Raw genomic sequence first — 17,998 nt, 5'->3', positions numbered from 1 at the left:
TACCACTAATGTCTTTTTGAACTTGACTCTTATTTGTTATACCTTAATATGCTGTATCTTTAAGCTTATTACAGATTTGTTTGTACTTTGAAACAAACTTTAGCTCATAACATCATACTATTATAGATAATCTCTCGTATCTAACTTCAGAGTCATTCGCGTTATACATCTTTACCCTCCCACCATTTATAATTAACTTACGAACAATATCAACTATAGTGCGTTGATTACTTTGATCATCCAATTCACTTTTACATGGAATATCAGCACATGAGAGATTCCTACGTACTGAAGATGTTATGACAGTAGCACGATTCAAAATATTTAGTATTTCCTCAAGTACTAAATTCGACAAAGCAAGTTTATTATTATAGGATGAATTTCACCTTACTCCTTGTGGCAAATATTCTTCTAATAAATTCCTCACACACTCTAAAGAACTCTTAGTAAAATTAAAATTCGTATAAGGCTTTCGGTTTTCTTCAGAGTTATCTTCAGCTACCTTATCCATCTTTCCATAGAACTCATTAATCAGCTTCTCTTCATCTGTAGTTAATGGTATTTCTGCTAAGTGTGGGTCTTCTTCTAAAAGGAAAGAATAACTTGAACTATCGCTCGAGTCTCTCTCTGAGCCAGAATCACTTAAATAGGTATTAGTGTTATCTTCGTTTGACCAGCCATTGACTGAGTCAGCATCTGACAGCGAGTCACAACCCTCAAAATCATCAGCTACATTTTTTTCAATACTCTTCCTGTCTTGTTTTCATCTCCTCAAACACTGACTTCTGGCCATTCTGAATAAGTACTGCCAGGAGTTTCTTGACCATGACTTTTATTTAGGCACCCACTAGGGTTTAACAATTTCGAGCTTTGCAAGCTGGTTTTCTGATTAGCTCCTAATCTATTCGAACTTACAGGTTGTTCGCTTAGTTTTACCTTATCTAAAATATTTCATAACCATTACTCACTAACTTCTGAGTGTTTACCGTAATTTGCAGTCAGTCAACAAAAAAGTTGAGCTTACATTTCTTCAACATTAGCACCCATTTTGCCTGCCCTGTACACCTCTGACTGTTATAACAATCTTATACTTTAATTAATTTCGACAGGTATGGTTTAAGATATTTACCGGTGACACTTTCTGGATTTTTTGCAACTTCTTCTGGAGTGCCTTTAGCAATCACTTCTCCACCTTTCATTCCACCTTCTGGTCCGATATCTATTATATAATCTGCAGTTTTTATAACGTGTAAATTGTGCTCGATAACTATAACAGTGTTTCCCAAATCAACTAATTTATGAAGTATTTTTAGTAGGTTGTTTACATCTTCAAAATGCAACCCAGTTGTTGGCTCATCGAGAATATATAGTGTTCTCCCAGTAAATCGCTTTGATAGTTCCTTAGACAGCTTTATTCGTTGTGCTTCACCTCCAGATAACGTTGTTGAAGGCTGTCCGAGTTTTATATAGCCAAGCCCTACTTCCTGCAAAGAAACCAACTTTTCTTTTACTATTGGAAGGTTTTCAAAAAAGCCGCAAGCTTGATCTATTGTCATATCAAGCACATCAGAAATTGACTTTCCTTTGTAAGTAACCTCTAGTGTTTCTCGATTATATCGTTGACCTTTACACTGCTCACACTTCACATAAACGTCCGGTAAAAAATGCATTTCTATCTTTAAATGTCCATCACCTTTGCACGCTTCACATCTTCCCCCTTTAGTGTTAAATGAAAATCGGCCTATGTTGTAACCTCGTGTCTTTGACTCTGGAAGACCTGCAAACCAATTTCTTATGTGAGTAAAGATACCAACGTATGTTGCTGGATTTGATGCAGGAGTTCTACCAATTGGCAATTGATCAACTTCTATAATTTTATCTACGTATTCAAGGCCTTCTATTTTATCACATTGGCCATACTTTACAGATGAATGATACATTCTATGTGCCGAGTATTTATATAATGTTTCTATAACTAGACTTGATTTTCCTCCTCCTGATATTCCAGTAACACAAATAAAGTTCCCTATAGGGAATTCAACGCTTATGTTTTTTAAGTTATTCCCACACGCATTAATTACCTTTATGAACCGAGTTGCTTGTTTTCTTCTTTCTGGAATTGAAATTTCTTTCTTTCCACTCAAATATTGCCCTGTTATGCTCTCTGAATTTCTTTGCACCTGATCTGGTGTTCCTGCTGTAACAATTTTTCCTCCATTTACACCAGCTCCAGGCCCAATATCAATTACATAATCAGCAACCATTATTGTATCTTCATCATGTTCAACAACGATTAAGGTATTACCCATATCCCTCAAATTTTTAAGTGTGGCAATTAATCTATCATTATCACATTGATGAAGGCCTATCGAGGGTTCGTCAAGCACGTACAACACTCCTGTTAAACCTGAGCCAATTTGCGAAGCAAGCCTGATTCTTTGACTCTCACCGCCAGAGAGAGTACTAGACTCACGGTCAAGTGTCAGATAATTCAACCCTACATTCTTTAAAAATGTCAGCCTCTTGATTATTTCATTCAATATTCTATCTGAGATTTGCTTTTGTTGCTCTGTAAGCTTGTCTGGCAAATTTTCAAACCATTTAAGAGATTCATCGATGCTGAGCCTAGATATTTCACCTACATGTTTTCCGTCAATTTTCACTGTAAGCGCTTCTTTCTTCAATCTATAGCCAGTACATTCCTTACAATGAGTAACAGAGCAATATAGCTCAGTAAGTGTTTCATCATAATCCATCTGGCGTTCTAGGATACTGACTAAACCTTGAAATTTCATTTCTCTAGAACCGAAGAGTATTACATCTTTCGCTTCTTGATCTATGTTCTTCCATGGAACATCGAGGTTAAATTTGCAATTTTCAGCTAGCGATAGGATTGCATTTTTTAGAAATCCATAACTTTTATGCACTTGATGGAACATTGACCCCACTGGCTTTAAAGCGCCCTCAGATATTGAAAGCGTTTCATCTGGCACTATTAGCTTTACATCAACAGCCAGCTTTTTACCAAGCCCACTACATGAACCACATGCCCCGTAAGGGCTGTTAAAGGAAAACAATCTTGGCTCTATTTCCTCAAGAGTGAAGCCGGACTCAGGACATGCAAAACTCTCTGAGAAAGTTAAAATTTTACCATCTTTATACTCAGAATTGTGATTATCAGGCAAGTTCATTATTTCCGCATACATTAAGCCATTACCAAGTCTTAATGCTGACTCTATACTACTTGGTAGTCGATTTCCAATATCGTCTGATATTGATACTCTGTCCACAACCACAAAAATATCGTGTTTCTTGTTTTTATCAAGCTTAGGTAGATCATCTATATTATGTATTTTACCGTCTATTTTTAGTCTTACGTAACCTTGCTTCTTAATTTCCAATATCTCCTTGAGGTGTTCCCCCTTTCTGCCGCGCACAACAGGAGCAAGTATATATATTTTAGTTTCTAAAGGTAACGCCATTATAGTATCTACAATTTGAGATACAGTTTGCTTGGTTATTGGCAGCCCAGTTGTAGGTGAATAAGGAATTCCTACTCGTGCATATATTAAACGTAGATAGTCATAAATTTCAGTAACGGTTCCAACTGTTGATCTTGGATTTTTTGAGATCGATTTCTGATTAATGGATATTGCAGGAGAGAGGCCTGTAATCGATTCAACATCAGGTTTATCCTGAATGTTGAGGAATTGACGCGCGTAGGCTGATAGGCTTTCAACGTACCGGCGTTGGCCTTCCGCATAAACTGTATCAAATGCGAGGCTAGATTTACCAGAACCACTCAGCCCAGTTACAACAACCAGCTTATTTTTTGGTATATTGACGTCTACACTTTGCAGATTATGTTCCCTTGCACCCTTAACCTTTATAAAGTCATCCATACATCACTTATTTTTAATCATTATAGCCTCAAAATACGCGAATTTACAGTAACTTTCCACTGATTTTTCAACTATTACGGAAAATTGTATGAACATTATGATTTAGGCCTATGAGAAGAATATCATCCAAGTAGCTCACTGGCATTCAGATTTTTTTACCCATAGAAACGGAACTAAAAACTGAATGCAAAAATTACTTGACAAACTTCCTCAGCCTCTTTAGAAGAGAGCTAAGGGTATTTCTCAATGTTTGTTTTTGACCCGCGCGGGTTCAATGACAAAATTCAGTAAAAAACTGAAGGCGTTTTTTAGCGGGTTGCATTAAGTTATTAGGGCTGCGTGTCTTTTAAGTTTTTTCTACATTCAGCCAAATCGCGCTTAAATTAAGCGTCAGCACATTATCACAGCACCAATTTTAAAGTATTAGAGAGTCAAAACTCGCTACTCAGGGTTTCTTTGCCTTTTTTTTCATTTAGTAAATTTCTTGATGTTTAGATTAATTGCAGTTTAAGAGTCCAAGAGAGATACCACGAGTGACACTGGTTCACTTTATGATGGTGTTATTCAAGTATTAGCTACTTGGATCAGTGTATTTGTACAGTCAAAACGATTTGTTCTAGTTTGCCCCAGTTAAGGGGCATTGAAATTGCTTAGGAAATTCTACTGCGTACTTCATCCACCAACACCGTAAATAACATCTAGATAATTGTGAGACTGAACTACAACTTGCTCAAGCGTTAAGCTGCTGCGTTTAGCATCCTTACTGTGATTCTCCCCAAGAACGTTTGTTCTTTCTCGTTTTATTTCCTTAATGAATTTTTCATTAATTCTTTCAGTGTTAATCTTTTTTTTGGAATATACCAGGTTAGTACAATTTGTTTTGTTATAGTAATGTGTACCAAGACATACGATTAATAATGCAAGCATACCTGAACTTACAAGCAACGATAATCCTACGTCACTAGCCAAAGGGTTTCGATAAAATTTTTGCACGCCATTAACACCATCTATTGCAAGTAACCCTAAAGGAAGCGTTATATTTGCAGCAACCACACCGGTTAGTAACACAGTAAACAGTGGCCTATTGTTAATCACTGATTCTATTTTATCAGTTCTACTAATTACTTTTTCGTCAATGTTAATAAGGTCATTTTTAGATTCCCAAGCATTAAATGTAAAATTTGAATGAGTGCCGTTGCTATATTCCAGTCTTACAGATTTTATCACTTTGTCTTTTGGCTGGTATCCCAATATTTTATCTAGAATTTCATCTGCATTTCTTCCTTGAGTTTGACATTCTTTAGTATTTCTAAATTGTTTCATTGCACAAAATATTGGACTAACTGCAAGCAGCGTAGCTAACGCAATGACCGGTATAGTGATACCGATCAGACTGTTTGTAAAAAACGCAACAAATTTTTCTTTATCTTGCAAATATACTAAAGTCGCAGACGTGAGCAATATAATAGCACCTGCACTAGAAATTATAAAACCCTTCTGTTGCATGGCATATTTTACTCTTGGCCAGGTTCTGTTTGTTCTTTTACCATCTGAGAGCAAAGACTTTTCAGATCCATCTTCGCTCCTATACGATGGAGGAGGAGTTAAAGGCGTTTCTAAACCAGATTCATTCTTAGTATCTTGAAGATTCTGTGTAGATTCTTCAATCCATCTTTCTACTTCGTCTAAATAACCATCATCTGCTGCTCTGTTTGCTTCTGTTGCCGGCTCACTAGATATATTAATTCCCTTAAATGTGATATTTTTTAATTCTTCTTCACTAATATTAACTTCCGCTATTTCTTGATCTACATTTTCTAAGAGACTCTTCATATCCTTTTCTAATAATTCATTTATGTTTCTATGAAAGTCAACAACAGGATTAACGTTCCGCATATTACTATCAACTAACATTACTTCTTGTGGGAACATACCTTTGTCTTTTTTATGTGCTTTTAAAAGATATAAAACACATAGATATTTTCCGATTTGTGGATCTTGAGGCATAGTCATTTTTTCAGCTGTTGTTGGACCCTCAATTCGTGGAGTTTGACGCTTAGTTGCTTCTTCAAATACTTTTATACTTTGCGCCTGCTCTTCTGTTAAACCTAAATGATTTTTCACTATATATTCTACTGATTTGGGATATGCAGGTGATACAATAACAACTTCTGTTCCACTTAAAAGTGCAGATTGTAATACAGACCTTAGCTTTTCTTTATTTTTGATCCCTGAATTTTGTAAAAATTCTTCTATCTTTTCTTTAGTTACTTCATTGTTTTGGCCAGAACCATAATCATTATAACTTTTGGATGTAAAGAGATTGCACATGGGGCTATTGACAATAGTTTGATCAAAATTAAATATTAATATAGAACCATTCTTTCTCTCTTGAAATCTTTTGTCTATTACAGTATCTAACACCATTTCTACATCCCCTCGGTTATTGTTCTTTTCTGGAACTATTGTTCTAGATGTTGGTATAGACGTTGTTGATCCTCTTGACATACTACTCTCCAAAATTAATTAACATGCCGTATTAATTACGCTATAGTTATTAAGATGTAGTAAATATTAATTTAAGAATAAATATGAAAAATCTAGTATAAGAACTGCCTATCAAAAATCCTTTCGTCTAATGAGCAATCCTTGTCGAAAAGCAGAGTGATTGTATTATCGTGGTCTTTCTGTATTTTTATCTGCGATATGTTATGAAACTCCTTGTAATCTGATACTACAAGTGCTGGACGATTTTCTACTTCGTTAATGTCAATTTGCACTATCGTGTCGTTTGAGATTAACGCTCCATTCCAATGCCTTGGGTAATAGCTATTGATAGAGGTTAGTGCAAGTAAGTTTGAATTTAGAGGCAAAATTGGTCCACCGGCAGAGAAATTATACGCAGCGCTACCCGTTGGGGTAGACAATATTATTCCATCACCTCTAAATTTTTCTACTTTTAGCTTATCATTTATAGTAATATTCATCTCCACTATTTGATTCGCTTTTCTAAAGACATACACTTCGTTTACCGCTATATAGTGATATTTTTTGCCACTTATGTCTGCAGCTTCCATTTTTAGCAAAGTTAGTTGTGTTGAAATTGTACGCTCTATATGATCAATTACATCTTCACCGCAGCTAAAGCACTTGTTCATCAAAAACCCAACATTACCGGTATTTACTCCATACACATGCACGTTTTTATTTTCTATAACGTAATTATGCAGTGTGCGCAGCATAAAACCATCACCGCCAACAACTATCAGTAAATCAATTTCAGACTTATTTTCTTCCGTTATATTGATAAAATTAAGTTTCTGTAACAGTTTAGATACTTCCAATGATTTTGGTGACTCAGAAGCGATATAGCCTATATTTTTGTATTTATGCATGCTTGACTCTGAAAAAGAAGCAAAAAACTAGAAAATATCCCCATATTTATAGTTAAACTTAGCTACCTTGCTAGTTTTGCTTGCTGATCCACTTGTCAAACTTCCAGTCCATGCAGGATGAGTAAGAGGGTCTCTATCAAGTTTTATCTTATCGCCTTCCTTTCCATAAGTGGAGCGAGTTTCAAACTCTTGACCATCTGTCATGATTACAGTAACTTTATGATAATTAACTTCTGCCATTGCTACCTATAAACTTTTAGTCAGTTAATACTCTAATAAATTTGATTCACTAAGTCAATCATTATTCTAAAATATTGACAAAAAATAAATAAAGTAGTATACCTGATGAAGAATAAATAATGATTATTATGATTTTTACTTTCCCTGGTCAGGGTTCTCAATTTGTAGGAATGGGAAGGAGCTTATATAGCGAGTTTTCCGTTGCAAGACAAGTATTTAATGAAGTAGATAATATACTAAATAGAAAGTTATCTCATTTAATTTTCAATGGCCCTATTGAAGAATTAACAATCACAGAAAACGCTCAAACGGCTATAATGGCAGTGTCAATTGCAACGCTACGTGTTATGGAGCATGTGTTTGGCAAATCTCTTTTTTTTGACCACAACGTTAGATATGTTTGCGGGCACTCAGTTGGCGAATATACAGCGTTATGTGCTGCGGGAGCTTTGACACTCGAGTCTGTAGTCAAGCTGCTAAAAGTTCGCAGTGAAGCTATGCATGAAGCTTCATTGAGATGTAAAGGCGGAATGGTCGCGTTGCTTGGAGCAGAAATAAACGAAGTAGAAGATATATTGAAATCAGTCCAAATTGACGGGGTTTGTGAAATTGCAAACGATAATGGTGGTGGACAGGTAGTGGTGAGTGGTGCTGCAGAAGCCCTTGAAATGTTGCCTGATTTGTTCAAAAATTCAAGTGTAAAGAAATTAATCAAATTACAGGTCAGTGGGCCTTTTCATTCATCTCTTATGAAACCTGCTGATGAAAAAATTTTGGAATTTTTGGAGAGTATTAAAATAACCCGTCCTATAGTTCCTTTGATATCAAATGTTACAGCTAAAGAGGAAAGTGATCCCAAAATTATAAAAACTTTGCTTGCTAAGCAAATTATAAGCAGAGTGAGATGGAGAGAAATGGTTTTACATATGGTAAATTGCGGTATTAACGAACTCATTGAAGTTGGGCCTAGTAAAGTCTTATCTAATCTAGTTAAAAGAACTAATCAATCCATCAGTACAAAAAATATAGATAGTATTGGTGACATTGATAGCTTTTTTAATGGATCATTAGTGTTAACAGCGGAAAATTTAAAAGCTAGGTTAAGTTAAAGCAAGTCTATTTGATGTACTATTTCCTTGCAATGCAAAAAGCCTATTTATTACACAATTAATGAACTACCTGTCATTGCATCTGGTTTTTTAATTCCAAGTAACTGTAAAATAGTAGGAGCAATATCAGATAACTTTCCATCTTTCAGCTTTAGGTTGTTGCAAGAATCAGAGCATACAACAAACGGAACTTTATTTAGAGTGTGTGCCGTGTGAGGTATATTGTTTTCTTCATCAAACATACACTCCACATTACCATGGTCTGCAGTAACAATCAACGCGGTGTTGTCCACCTCTCTAACAGCATTCAACACCCTTGCAAGACAATTATCTATGGCTAGCACAGCTTTTTCAGCTGCTCTTATATTGCCTGTATGCCCCACCATATCAAGGTTAGCGTAATTTACAACTATTAGTGCAAATTCTTGAGAGTGAATTTTTTCTACAAGCTTTTTTGTAAGCTCAAAGGCTGACATTTTGGGCTGCAAATCATAAGTTTTAACTTTTGGTGAAGGAATGAGTATTCTTTCTTCACCAGGGAAGGGTTCTTCTTTTCCACAATTGAAAAAGAAAGTCACATGAGCATATTTCTCAGTTTCAGCAATGCGTAATTGTCGTAATTTATTATCTGCTATTATCCATCCTAAAGTGTCAGTGAAAGATTCAGGAGGAAAAAGACAAGGAATCTTAAGGTCTTCCTTATACTTCATCATGCTTAAAATTGAAGAAAATGGGTTTCGTTCATAGCCCTCTGTCATTTGTGTAATTTGACCATAGTTTCCAGCATAACGTGCTGAAACGACATCCAAATCTTCTGTTTTACCAAGCAAAATACTTGCCAACTGTATCATTCGATCAGCACGGAAGTTAGCTAATAATACTCCATCTTCTGGTTTTATACCTTGGTAGTCACCTATTACTGCAGGCCTAATAAACTCGTCAGTTATATTGTTTTGATAACTATCATCAATCAATGATATCACTCTATCGTGACACGGTGCCCTTGCAAACGCAATAGCTTCATAAGCCTCAATTGTCCTCTCCCATCTATTATCACGGTCCATAGCATAATAACGCCCAGAGACAGTAGCAATTCTTATGTCATTATTCTTTATACTCTCTTCAAATTTTTGAATACACTTTTTTCCTGAATTTGGCGGTGTGTCCCTACCATCTAAAAATGCATGTATCACAACTTTGATTCCGTGTTGTGATATTTTACTTGCTAAAGTTGAAATGTGCTTTTGATGTGAATGAACACCACCATCTGACACCAACCCCATTATGTGGCATATGCCGTTATTGCTTTTTAAATTGCCAATAAAGCTTTGTAGATTCGCATTGCTTTCTATTGTTCCGATTTCTTGATTAATACGCTGTAGGCTTTGCGTCACTACTCTACCACTGCCAATATTCATATGGCCAACTTCTGAATTGCCTATCTGACCATCTGGTAATCCAACATCAGTTCCACAGGCAGATAAACTGCACTTTGGATAATTAGAGCTAATATATTGCCAACAGGGTGAGCCAGCATTGCTAATGGCATTGTATTTACTACCTTCTATTCCATTTCCCCAACCATCTAGTATACATAAAACGATTGATTTAAAATTCATACAAAATCACCTTATTTAAAGCTGGAACCTTGCAGAGTAAAATGCCCCCCTAATTATTAGCCATATATACACCCTCACTCAAATAGTACACACTAGCATCACATGACATAAAAATCAAGTGACCTCATCCAGGAAGTCAGTTATATTGTTAATTCATTCAGAAAAAATTAAAAGCTATTGTGTCAAATAAAATAGGTTTTCTGGCTATTTTTGCCTTGGTGATTAGTAGCGAAATTGGCTCTGGAATTTTTATGCTTCCAATCAGTCTTGCACCATATGGCATGTATAGTTCTATAAGCTGGGTAATATCAGGATTTTGTGCTATATCTCTTGCTTTTGTTTTTGCCTTACTCTGCGCAAAATTTCCAGAAACTGGTGGTCCTCACATTTATGTGAAACATGCCTTTGGCTCTACAGCAGCCTTTTTTGTTGGCTGGACATATTGGGTGAGTTCATGGGTCAGTTCAACAGCTGTAACGATTGCAAGTATCGGTTATTTAACTCCACTCTTCTATAATGACATGCAAAATATACGCTTGCTTTTAGAGATAGCATTAATTTTAGCTATTATGCTAATAAACTTAAGAGGCGTAACCACTGCCGGATATGTTGAACTTCTATTCACCATCATTAAAATCATTGCACTGCTTGCAATACCTATAGTAGCGCTGTCTTTCTTTGATAAAAACAATTTCATTGTAAGCAAAGAAGTATCAAACCTAACAATATCCCAAACCCTTGCCCGTTCTACACTCCTGACTTTATGGTGTTTTATTGGAGTTGAATCAGCAACAGTACCTGCAGAGTCAGTTAATAATCCAGCTAAGACAATATCAAGGGCCATAGTGCTTGGTACAAGCTGTGTTGCTGTTATATATTTTATCAATAGTTTTTCAATTATGGGGCTAATCAATGGTAACGACTTAGCCAATTCAAGAGCACCATATGTTGACGCAGTAAAAATTATGTTTCCAGGTAATTGGCACTTGATCACTTCTGTTGTTGCCTTTATTGTTTCCGTAAGTAATTTAAACGCTTGGTTCTTGGCTGATGGACAAGTTACCTTAGGTCTTGCAAAAGATAAGTTAATGCCACAATTTTTTGCTAAAAAAAATAAGTATGATGCTCCTTTTTGTGGAATAATACTCAGTACTTTAGGAGTGCTAGTTTTACTTGTTCTAACATCAAACACAAATTTTGCTGAGCAAGCAACTTCAATAATTGAAGCCTCTGTAGTTTCATTTTTATTTATCTACTTAGTATGTAGTCTTGCTTTTATTAAGGTGACCATGCAAGAGAAAAACCACTACAAATCCTTAATTGGAAGTGTAGCCGTACTTTTTTGCTGCTGGATAACATATGAGACCCCTATAAGTACATTGTTAATATCAAGTCTATTCCCTTTAAGCGGCACACTTATCTATCTACTTTGGTACCGCAATTCTACAAAGCAATCTTCCTAAAAGATTAACTTAAAAACATAACTTTTTATTTATTAAAATTCCGGGATTAAGTTATACTACTGGCCTATGTTAATAGAATAGAGGTATTGTGTCAAATAAGATAGGTTTTTTGACCGTTCTTGCTTTAGTGATTAGTAGTCAAATTGGCTCTGGGGTTTTTATGCTTCCAATTAGCCTTGCACCATACGGCACTTATAGCCTCATAAGTTGGGTAATATCAGGATTTGGTGCTGTGTCTCTTGCTTTAGTCTTTGCTACACTATGTGCAAAGTTTCCAGAGACTGGAGGTCCTCACGTTTACGCGAAACATGCTTTTGGCCATACAGCAGCTTTTTTTGTTGGTTGGACGTATTGGGTAATCTCATGGGTTAGCACAACAGCTCTAATAGTTGCGGGTGTTGGCTATCTTACACCATTTTTTCATGACGATATCCAAAACATACGTTTGCTCTTAGAGCTGTTATTATTTACAATTATTACATTAATAAATTTAAGAGGAATAGCTACTGCTGGACACGTTGAGTTTCTATTGACGGTTATAAAAATTTCTGTATTGCTTATACTATCTATAGTAGCGTTGTTCTTTTTCGATGGAAAGAATTTTATCATAAGCGAAGAAATCTCAAGTCTTACAATATCGCAGATTCTTGCCCGTTCTACACTCCTGACTTTATGGTGTTTTGTTGGGGTTGAATTGGCAACAGCACCCGCAGGGTCCGTCAACAATCCAGCTAAAACTATACCAAGAGCTGTGGTACTTGGAACAATCTGTGTTGCTGTGATATACTTTATCAACAATTTTGCAATCATGGGGTTAATACATGGCAATGATTTAGCATGTTCAAGGGCGCCATATGTTGATGCAATAAAAATTATGTTCTCTGGTAATTGGCATTTGATTGTTTCTATAATTGCATTCATTTTTTGTGTTGGCAGCCTAAACGCTTGGGTCTTATCTAGCGGACAGGTTGCTTTTGGTCTTGCAGAAGATAGACTTATGCCACAATTCTTTGCTAAAAGGAACAAGCATGGCTCCCCCTTTTGGGGAATAATAATCAGCTCGACTGGAACTGCAATTTTACTAATTCTTACTTCAAGCAACAACTTTGCTAAACAAATTACATCGATTATCGACTTTTCTGTAGTTTCATTTTTATTTATCTACCTTGCATGCAGTCTTGCTTTCCTAAAGGTTATTATAAAGGAGAGAAGTTATTATAAACCTTTAATTGGCATTATAGCAACAATCTTTTGTTGTTGGGTAATAATCGAAACTCCTATAAACATCCTGCTAATAGCAAGCCTATTTACCGCAAGTGGTATACCCATCTATTTATTTTGGTACCGCAGGGTTTCTGCACAACAAAGGTTATAATTAGAGATAATCTTTAAACGATTGATATTTATGGACCACGACTTTTCTTGTTGTCTACTTGTTCAACATTACTTTTTTAAGTCTGCTGTCTATTTCCTCTGTATGTTTATTATTTATGTGAGCCTTATTTTTCGCTTCACTAGAGTAACCTGCTTGTGATTGCAACTTTTTATATGCTTCTCTTTTAGGTGTGAAAACCCTTACTAAAAACCCTCCTATAACCGGTATTGATTTCAAGAAATTCCTTAGCTTCGAAGGTCGTTGTCCTGTTTTTGCAGGCTGTGTTTTAATAACTTTTACAGCATACTTTGCATCATCGAAATTTATCTTAAACTCTCTTCTCAAGAGAACATTTTGAACCTTCAACCCATCAGTTTTCTTAGGCTCGTGAGGTGCAGATATTGCAGGCTTTACCTTGGTTTCATCATATTCTTTACTCATCTCTCACTTTATTATGTAATACAATCTATATTGTATAATAACAACTAAGTTACAATTAATTTCAAGGTAAAAATATTAAAATAATTGTACATTTTATCAGTAAAAATATAATATACCTTTAAAGTTAGAGGTTTATCTATATGGAACATAAAATTGCTGTTGTTGGAGCAACCGGAAGAGTGGGGCGCGAGGTGCTGAGCATACTTGCTGAGTTTCAAGACGAGAAAAAAATTTCAATAGATTTTGTTATTACACTCGCATCAAAAAAATCAAAGGGGAAAAAGGTGAGTTTTGGCAATAAAGAATTAAACGTCTCATGTCTTGAAGATTATGATTTTGCTGGAATTAGCATAGCTATTTTCTGTGCCAGATCTTATGTTTCTGAAAAATACGTACCAATTGCAACTGAGGCAGGATGCATTGTGATAGATAATAGCTCCCATTTTAGGATGAAAGAAGGTGTGCCACTAGTTATTCCAGAGATTAATAAAGAAAAAATCACGGAATACAAAAACCACAACATAATATCCAATCCAAACTGTACTATAATACAGATGCTGCTAGTACTACATTTATTACACCAAAAGGCAAAAATAAATAGAATTGTTGCTTCAACTTATCAATCAACTTCCGGTGCAGGAAAAGCAGCAATGGATGAACTCTACAACCAAACAAAAAAAATCTTTATGAACGAAACTAAAAAACCTAAAATATTCCCTAAGCAAATAGCATTCAATTGCATTCCTCATATAGGAAAATTCATGAAAGATGGCTCTACAAAAGAGGAATGGAAAATGCAAGAGGAGACAAAAAAAATTTTAGGAGAGGATATAAAAGTTACTGCAACTTGCGTAAGGGTACCTGTTTTCATTGGTCATGCCATAGCAGTAAATGTTGAGTTTTACCACCGTATAACTGAAGAACAAGCTCGCAAAGTGCTAAGTGAAGCCGAAGATAATGGAATTTTAGTGTACGATAGGCGCGAAGACGGTGAATATACAACTCAAATTGATGTTGTACAGGAAGATGCCGTATACGTATCGCGTATTAGAAAAGATAATACCATTGAACATGGATTAAATATGTGGATAGTGGCTGACAATCTGCGTAAAGGTGCAGCACTCAATATAGTGCAGATTCTGGAGATTTTGATGAGGGAGCACTTATAATTTAATAACTTAAATCTATATTTACATGTCCCATTTTACGTTTATCCCTTACCTCTTTTTTCCCATATAAAGTTAAACTAGCTTTTTTGTTGCTCAAATACCTGTAAGAATCGTATATATCACTACCTATTATGTTTTTCGTCATGCAAGGAAAGCGCAATATCACCTCTTGCACAGGTAACCTGCATATTACCCTAACCAGTTGTTCAAATTGACTAACATTACATGCATCCAAGCTCCAGTGGCAAGAATTATGAGGTCTTGGAGCTAGTTCATTAACTAGCAGCTCATTACTTTCAGTAACGAAAAATTCAATAGCTAGAATTCCTATTACATCAAGTGCATCTGCTATTTTCTCTGCGGTTTGTTGTACCTCTTGAGTTAATTTGCTATCTATTCTAGCTGGCACTGTTGAAGTATCAAGTATTCCATCAACATGGTGGTTTTCTGCTATGGGAAAAAAAGTTACTTTACCGTTTCTGTCCCTTGCAATAACTATTGAAATCTCTTTTAGTAAGTCAACACCTGCCTCAAGAATATACTGTGTATTCCAATTAAAGGAAGCAAATTGCTTCGCTTCAGAATCATTCTCGATTACATATTGTCCTTTTCCATCGTAACCCATTTCTGTTGTTTTCAGCCTTGTCGGATAGCCAAAAGCTTTACTGCTTTCTAACAGCTCATTATAATTTCGTATACTTTTGTAACTGGCGGTTCTTATGCCCAAATTTCTAATAAAATCTTTCTCTCTAAGTCTATTTTGAGAAATATGTAATGCTTTTTTACCCGGATAAAAATCTACATTCTGTGATACAATGTCAATTGCGTTACATGGAACATTTTCAGATTCAATAGTAATCAAATCTACACTTCGTGCAAAAAATTCAAGTGCCTTTCTATCAGAAAAATCTGCTACTGTTAAACTATCAGCAACAGAGCAAGCTGGATCATCTTTAGCATTGGCAAAAATATGTGCTTTTTGTCCAAGTTTTATTGCAGCAATAGCGGTCATTTTACCTAATTGTCCACTACCTATTATCCCTATTACTCTTTTGCTGAGTGTACCTAATCTATTCATATTATTTGATGAATAATTCCTGATTAGAATACGACAATACACTTGAAGAATCTATGAAAATAGTGTATAACTAGATGTCGCTTTCTTACCATGATAATGGCCCTAGAATACATACTTACTACTAACTCTGTTGAAGTTACAGTTTTGCCTGTCTATATTGAGGAGCAATCTATCCCTTATGAAAATTGCTATGTATGGGTGTACAGCGTCAAGATAAAAAATAAAAGTCCATCAACTATTCAATTATTAAGCCGCCATTGGCAAATAATAGATTATAAAGGGAAGGTAAATGAAATTACAGGTGTTGGTGTTATTGGAAAGCAGCCTGTGATAAAACCTGGAGAGGTATTTAGATACACAAGCGGGACATATTTGAATGCACCGTCAGGAATAATGCAAGGTAAGTACGAATTTCTAAACGAAGCAAGCACAAAAACTTTTGAGGTCATGATACCGCCTTTCTCTTTGGATAGCCCATATATAAACATTAAGCCACATTAGACCTACCAAATTTTCACAAAAAACTTACTCTTTATTTTCATCACCAAGCTTAAACAAGACTATTGTAGAAACTAAGCCGATTATAACTATCACTAACGAAAATGGCGCAGCCTCTCTATAGCGCTCATCGCTTACAAGCTCATATATTCTAGTTGATATAGTTTCAAAATTAAATGGCCTTACAATGAGCGTTGCAGTAAGCTCCTTGATAGTATCCATAAACACAAGCAAAAATCCTGACAGTATACTTTTCCTAATTAGAGGAATATGAACATTTAGACACGTGGAAATAGGTCCATGACCCATAGTATATGCGGTCCACTCAATTTCACTTGGTGTTTTTTTAAGTCCAGATTCTATTGCCTTGAAAGATATAGCAAAAAAACGAAATAAATATGAGTAAATCAAAGCGCCAATAGTTCCTACCAAGCTAATTTCTACAATATATTGAGTAACAAAAGAGGATATCTTGCTTAAAAATATTATTAAACTAATCGCAATAATTGCATTTGGAATTGCATAGCCTAAAGAAATGAGACGCGTTATATTATTGATTATCTTATTTTTACGTGCCGTATACCCAATCACTATTGCAATGCTAATTGAGATTAGTGCGGTAATAAATGATAAACTAAAGCTATTTGCTACTATGTTGTAGAATCTTGCTTCGTATATAAAAAACCCCTCCTCTATACTCCAATATATGAGTGGAACAATTGGCAAAGCAAAACCTATTAATATTGGCAGTATACACATGGCATAAGCAAAGATCAATTGCACAGTACCACTTATATTCCGCTTGTTGTGATAGTCTGAATTAGTATTGATTGCAGAATAGGATATTCCCTTTTTCTGCAGAATCTTTTCAATAGTTATTAGTGCTGCAATGAAAACCAATTCTGCAACTGCTAAAATAACTGCTAAATATTTATCACGCAGTAAAAACCAGGTGCGATATATCCCTGTAGTAAAAGTGTCAATTGCAAGAAACTGTGGTGTGCCAAAATCTGTAATTATTTCCATTAGTACCAAGGATAACCCAGCTATAATTGATGGGCGTATAGAAGGTATTACGACAGAAAACAAGCTCTGTAATGAGGAAAACCCAAGTGTTGACGCAATAGTAACCGAGTTACCAACATTCTTTAGACTTGAGCGGACTAATATGTAAACATACGGATATAAACTGAATCCCATTACTAATATTCCACCACCTAGAGATTTTATCTCAGGAAACCAATAATCACCTTTGTTCCAGTGAAAAAGTTCTCTTAACAAACTTTGTGTTGGACCTGAAAACTCTAGTGCGTTGACGTAAACAAACGATACTATATATCCAGGAATTGATATCGGAAAAAACAAAGCAACCTCAAAAATCCTACTCCCAGGAAATGAAAAAAACGTAATTAGCCAAGCTGGTATCATCCCAAATATAAAAGATATACTTCCAACCCCTATCATCAAAATTAATGTATTTAGTATGTATTCAGGAAAAAGTGTACCGATTACCCACCCAGAACTTGCTGATTCTGTAAATAGAATCGATATTAACGATAGTATAGGGCAGATAAATAATATACTTACTAGAAATAAGAATATATTTTTAAATATTCTTAAAAACACTAACTTGAATCTGTATTAAATATAAAAATGTTATATGCAAAAGCTGAAGATATCCAGTAATTAACAGCTGATCTATTGAATAT

Annotated in this window: 15 protein-coding genes; 5 read left to right on the top strand and 10 right to left on the bottom strand. The window is 35.3% G+C overall.

The window, feature by feature from the left end; translation table 11 throughout:
- Positions 1-112: 112 nt before the first annotated feature.
- The 6 genes from QUS22_RS03290 to rpmE all read right to left on the bottom strand — a co-directional run bounded on the left by QUS22_RS03290 (position 113) and on the right by rpmE (position 7,537).
- A complete protein-coding gene (locus QUS22_RS03290; protein WP_289513574.1) occupies positions 113-355 on the bottom strand; it encodes a hypothetical protein in 243 nt (80 codons plus the stop codon).
- 27 nt (positions 356-382) lie between these two features.
- Positions 383-511 carry a hypothetical protein gene (locus QUS22_RS03285; protein ID WP_289513573.1) on the bottom strand — a complete coding sequence of 43 codons (129 nt, stop codon included), beginning with the start codon at positions 509-511 and terminating at the stop codon, positions 383-385.
- A gap of 574 nt (positions 512-1,085) precedes the next feature.
- Complete coding sequence (gene uvrA, locus QUS22_RS03280; protein ID WP_289513572.1) at positions 1,086-3,902, bottom strand: excinuclease ABC subunit UvrA; 2,817 nt, start codon at positions 3,900-3,902, stop codon at positions 1,086-1,088.
- 672 nt (positions 3,903-4,574) lie between these two features.
- On the bottom strand, positions 4,575-6,410 hold the full coding sequence (locus QUS22_RS03275) for a hypothetical protein (RefSeq protein WP_289513571.1): 1,836 nt from the start codon (positions 6,408-6,410) through the stop codon (positions 4,575-4,577).
- A gap of 92 nt (positions 6,411-6,502) precedes the next feature.
- Positions 6,503-7,297, bottom strand: a complete 795-nt coding sequence (locus QUS22_RS03270) for an NAD kinase (protein ID WP_289513570.1) — start codon at positions 7,295-7,297, stop codon at positions 6,503-6,505.
- 27 nt (positions 7,298-7,324) lie between these two features.
- Complete coding sequence (gene rpmE, locus QUS22_RS03265) at positions 7,325-7,537, bottom strand: 50S ribosomal protein L31 (protein ID WP_289513569.1); 213 nt, start codon at positions 7,535-7,537, stop codon at positions 7,325-7,327.
- Between the two features lie 128 nt (positions 7,538-7,665).
- Here rpmE and fabD point away from each other — a divergent pair, with 128 nt between their 5' ends.
- Positions 7,666-8,646: an ACP S-malonyltransferase gene (gene fabD, locus QUS22_RS03260; RefSeq protein WP_289513568.1), complete on the top strand. Its 981-nt coding sequence runs from the start codon at positions 7,666-7,668 to the stop codon at positions 8,644-8,646.
- A 50-nt stretch (positions 8,647-8,696) separates the two neighbouring features.
- On the opposite strand, the gene gpmI is transcribed toward fabD, so the two are convergent.
- Positions 8,697-10,265: a 2,3-bisphosphoglycerate-independent phosphoglycerate mutase gene (gpmI, locus tag QUS22_RS03255; RefSeq protein ID WP_289513567.1), complete on the bottom strand. Its 1,569-nt coding sequence runs from the start codon at positions 10,263-10,265 to the stop codon at positions 8,697-8,699.
- 179 nt (positions 10,266-10,444) lie between these two features.
- On the opposite strand from gpmI, the gene QUS22_RS03250 reads away from it, so the two are divergent.
- On the top strand, positions 10,445-11,728 hold the full coding sequence (locus QUS22_RS03250; protein WP_289513566.1) for an APC family permease: 1,284 nt from the start codon (positions 10,445-10,447) through the stop codon (positions 11,726-11,728).
- Between the two features lie 88 nt (positions 11,729-11,816).
- The gene (locus tag QUS22_RS03245) at positions 11,817-13,103 is read left to right on the top strand and encodes an APC family permease (protein ID WP_289513565.1); all 1,287 of its coding nucleotides are present in this window, start codon (positions 11,817-11,819) and stop codon (positions 13,101-13,103) included.
- Positions 13,104-13,157: 54 nt separating this feature from the next.
- Here QUS22_RS03245 and QUS22_RS03240 read toward each other — a convergent pair whose 3' ends face one another.
- Entirely contained in the window at positions 13,158-13,544 is a 387-nt protein-coding gene (locus tag QUS22_RS03240) for a hypothetical protein (protein ID WP_289513564.1), read from the bottom strand.
- 140 nt (positions 13,545-13,684) lie between these two features.
- On the opposite strand from QUS22_RS03240, the gene QUS22_RS03235 reads away from it, so the two are divergent.
- Positions 13,685-14,713 (top strand): aspartate-semialdehyde dehydrogenase, encoded by a 1,029-nt coding sequence (locus QUS22_RS03235; RefSeq protein WP_289513563.1) that lies wholly within the window; start codon positions 13,685-13,687, stop codon positions 14,711-14,713.
- A 1-nt stretch (position 14,714) separates the two neighbouring features.
- Here the strand turns inward: QUS22_RS03235 and QUS22_RS03230 are convergent, their stop codons facing one another.
- Positions 14,715-15,791, bottom strand: coding sequence for a 5-(carboxyamino)imidazole ribonucleotide synthase (locus QUS22_RS03230; RefSeq protein ID WP_289513562.1), 1,077 nt, complete (start codon positions 15,789-15,791; stop codon positions 14,715-14,717).
- A 96-nt stretch (positions 15,792-15,887) separates the two neighbouring features.
- On the opposite strand from QUS22_RS03230, the gene apaG reads away from it, so the two are divergent.
- A complete protein-coding gene (gene apaG / locus QUS22_RS03225; RefSeq protein ID WP_289513561.1) occupies positions 15,888-16,292 on the top strand; it encodes a Co2+/Mg2+ efflux protein ApaG in 405 nt (134 codons plus the stop codon).
- Between the two features lie 24 nt (positions 16,293-16,316).
- On the opposite strand, the gene QUS22_RS03220 is transcribed toward apaG, so the two are convergent.
- Entirely contained in the window at positions 16,317-17,915 is a 1,599-nt protein-coding gene (locus QUS22_RS03220; protein WP_289513559.1) for an ABC transporter permease, read from the bottom strand.
- Positions 17,916-17,998 lie beyond the last annotated feature (83 nt).

The sequence above is a fragment of the Wolbachia pipientis genome (assembly GCF_030373985.1).
Classification (GTDB): domain Bacteria; phylum Pseudomonadota; class Alphaproteobacteria; order Rickettsiales; family Anaplasmataceae; genus Wolbachia; species Wolbachia pipientis_D.
The sequence above is the reverse complement of the archived record's forward strand: the minus strand, read 5'-3'. Positions and strand labels throughout refer to the sequence as shown.